Here is a 3,244-nt window from a genome sequence, read left to right as displayed (position 1 = left end):
CTGGAGTGGTGCTATACCGGCCGCATCTTCTCGGCGCAGGAGGCCCTGGACAAGGGCCTGGTCCGCTCGCTGCATGCGCCCGAAGATCTGCTTCCGGCGGCCCGCGCCCTGGCGCGCGAGATCGCCGACAACACCGCCCCGGTGTCCATCGCCATCACCCGCCAGCTGCTGTGGCGGATGGCCGGCGCCAACCACCCCATGGAGGCCCACCGCGCCGACAGCCGGGGCATCCAGACCCGCGGCGCCATGGCTGATGCTCGCGAAGGTGTGATGTCCTTCCTGGAGAAGCGTCCGCCGGCCTTTACCGACAAGGTTTCCACCGACGTTCCCGACATCTGGGAGCAGTGGAGCGCTCCCACCTTCAAGTGACGTGAAAACGTCCGGTTAAGGCCGCTATGGTGTGATCAGCACAGATCACCATGAACCCAGCCGCGACCCCTCCCGACACCGGACAGCCGCCCATCTTCCGGGCGCGCGCCGCCCTGCTCAAGCGGATGGCCGATGTCGTCTGCCTGCCATCGTCGCGGGTGAACGCCTTCGAGCGCGCCATGACCGCCGATCTGCTGGTGGACATGCTGCGGGAGGCCGAGCCGGAGGACCGGCTGAAGGTGGCCCGCCGCCTGGCCAACCTGTCGGAGATCCCCGCCAGCCTGGTGCGCCTGCTGCTGCGCGATCACGTGGAGATCGCCGAGGCCCTGCTCACCCACTGCGCGTCGTTGTCGGACTCTGACCTGCTGGACTGCGCCCGCTCGGCGGGACTGGAGCACCGCCGCCTGATCGCTATGCGGCGCGGGGTCAGCGAGGTGGTCTGCGAGGTGCTGATCGAGTTCGGCGAGGCCCTGGTCATCGAGTGCCTGCTGAAGAACGACCTGGCCAAGCTTTCAAACCCTTGCGTCGAGGCCATCGTGGCCTCCACGCGTGGCGATGCGCGGACCGCCCCGACCCTGCTGCGCCGCCCCGAATTGCGGCCGGCGCACGCCTATGTGCTGTTCTGGTGGGCCGACGCCGACGCCAGGCGCACCATCCTCCAACGGTTCGCGGTCTCGCGAGAGGTGTTGCAGGAAGCCACCGGTGACATCTTCCCGATGGCGGCCGCCGAGAACTGGCAAGATCCGCTGGCGAGAAAAGCTCTGCAGTTCATTGAGCGCCGGCAACGCAACCGGGCGGCGATTGAAAAATCGCCGTTCGACAGTCTCGAGGCCGCGGTTGCTGCGGCGCAAGGTGGATTGACCCGCGAGACGGCAGAGGAAATCTCCTACCTGTCGGGCCTGAAACCCATGACCGGCGCGAAGATCTTCACCGATCCGGGCGGAGAGCCGCTAGCGATCCTGTGCAAGGCTACGGGCATGCCCAAACAGGCGGTGCGGGCCCTCTGGCGTGGCCTTCGGCGCCCCGAAACCGCAGCTGACGGGAGCCCCGATCCGAACCTGGAACGGGTGCTGACGACCTACGACATGATCGCGGTGGATCGCGCGCAAACCGTTCTGCGTTACTGGAATTGGTCCCTGTCCTCGGCCCTGACCCCGGCATTGCTCAAGGCGATCCGCGACGGCGACGAGGACGGCGCCGACGAATACTCAATTCCGCAGCGCGCAGCCATGCTAGCGCTGTCCAAGGAATTCGGCCGCTAGGCCCCACAGGACCAGAAGTCTGGTTTGAAGATGCTCAGAACTCCCTGCTGATCAAACCTCCCTTTCCGGACTGTGCTGTTCGAGATTATCGCGTTCTCGCTACTGCGGTGCGGCAGCCACCATTCGGGGAAAAACCGCTGTTCGTCTTTGCGCCGAACACGTTCGCTCAAGATCGTCGCGCTTTGCGCCACTTGTGCTTGGCTTGAGTCACCTATAATTACCCCGTAACTGATGTCGTGAATCAGTCATCCCCCCAACTTGGGTAGTTTCCCAATACGGAATCGAGAATTATGGACGAGAAGTCGGAAGTCATTGAGATGACGGCGGATATTGTCTCCGCATACGTCGGCAACAATTCGGTCGCGGCCTCGGATCTGCCCGCGCTTATCCAGAGCATCCACCGCGCGCTGTCTGGCATTTCACAGGGTTCCGACGTTCAGGAAGCTGCGCCGAAGGAACCTGCGGTTCCCGTCCGCCGCTCTATCACGCCAGATCATCTGGTGTGCCTGGAGGATGGCCGCAAGTTCAAGTCCCTGAAGCGGCACCTGCGTACGAAATACAATATGAGCCCCGAGGAATACCGGGCCAAGTGGGGCCTGCCGAAGGATTACCCGATGGTCGCGCCGAACTACGCCAAGGCGCGCTCCGACCTCGCCAAGCAGATGGGTCTTGGCCAAGGTGGCCGTCAGGCCCCCCGCAAGCGCAAGTAAGACCGCTCAATTCTTTCGCCTTGAGAGACGGAACGCCCGCCCACCCGGCGGGCGTTCTGCTGTCTGGACCCTGCGGCAAATTCGGATTTCTTGGCCCGCGCCACGATTTCGCCTTGCCGCAGATTCGCGGCTCAGGCGATAAGTGATTCGTCGTGATTCCAAGGGGTTGTTAAGGAATCTGAATATGGCGGCACAGATCGGATCATCAGCAGCGGCCGCCCGCGCCCATGAGGAGCTCTATGCCTATTGGGCAGGGCTCCGGACTGGGCCCCGGCTGCCGGGGCGGGGCGATATCAAGCCCGAGGATTTCAAGCGCCTCCTGCCGACGGTCAGCCTGATCGACGTGCGTCGCGATCCCTTGGACTTCCGCCTGCGCCTAGCCGGCACCGGCCTCTACAGCGTCTATGGCCGGGAGATCACCGGGCGCGGCCTCGACGACGTCTACAACAGCGCCGCCGCCGACTACTGGCGGGTCGAGTTGGGCAAGATCGTCGAAGAGCGGCGGCCGGCCGTGGGGGTTCACAGCCTCTCCTGGCGGGGCGCCTCCCACATGTCGATTCTCTGGCTGCGCCTGCCGCTGGCGACCAACGGCGTCGATGTCGACATGATCCTCGGCTATGACGCCGTGGGCCTTGGAAATCACGAATTCAACTATGGCCTCGACTTTCTGCTGGCCAGCCTTGCGGGCGCGCGATTTCCGGTCGTGTCGGCCAATGTCGTCACGCAGGCCGGACTTGCCCCCGGCAGCGACCAGACGTTGCTGCCGCCCTATGTCATCCTCGACCGTCAGCTCACCGATGGCGCGGGCCTGCGGCACCGGATTCGCATTGGTGTGATCGGCCTGCTGCCGCCCCAGACGATGATCTGGGACCGCACCCACCTGACCGGGCGTGTCATCACCCG

Annotated in this window: 3 protein-coding genes and 1 pseudogene; all 4 read left to right on the top strand. The window is 64.7% G+C overall.

Annotation, left to right across the window (positions count from 1 at the left end; genetic code table 11):
- The coding region (locus tag RMO97_RS06860) for an enoyl-CoA hydratase-related protein (protein WP_310539839.1) at positions 1 to 369 on the top strand (369 nt) is incomplete at its 5' end.
- A gap of 50 nt (positions 370 to 419) precedes the next feature.
- Positions 420 to 1,631, top strand: coding sequence for a DUF2336 domain-containing protein (locus tag RMO97_RS06855; protein ID WP_310539838.1), 1,212 nt, complete (start codon positions 420 to 422; stop codon positions 1,629 to 1,631).
- Between the two features lie 290 nt (positions 1,632 to 1,921).
- Positions 1,922 to 2,341, top strand: coding sequence for a MucR family transcriptional regulator (locus tag RMO97_RS06850; protein WP_215341617.1), 420 nt, complete (start codon positions 1,922 to 1,924; stop codon positions 2,339 to 2,341).
- Between the two features lie 184 nt (positions 2,342 to 2,525).
- Positions 2,526 to 2,969, top strand: a pseudogene (locus tag RMO97_RS06845) (PAS domain-containing protein); the annotation flags it as partial.
- Positions 2,970 to 3,244 lie beyond the last annotated feature (275 nt).

The sequence above is a fragment of the Phenylobacterium sp. genome (genome assembly GCF_031425575.1).
Taxonomy (GTDB): Bacteria; Pseudomonadota; Alphaproteobacteria; order Caulobacterales; family Caulobacteraceae; genus Phenylobacterium.
The sequence above is the reverse complement of the archived record's forward strand: the minus strand, read 5'-3'. Positions and strand labels throughout refer to the sequence as shown.

Excerpts from the sequence above, each read along its gene's own strand:
- RMO97_RS06850 (WP_215341617.1), top strand. The coding sequence starts at position 1,922 with ATGGACGAGAAGTCGGAAGTCATTGAGATGACGGCGGATATTGTCTCC.
- RMO97_RS06855 (WP_310539838.1), top strand. The coding sequence starts at position 420 with ATGAACCCAGCCGCGACCCCTCCCGACACCGGACAGCCGCCCATCTTC.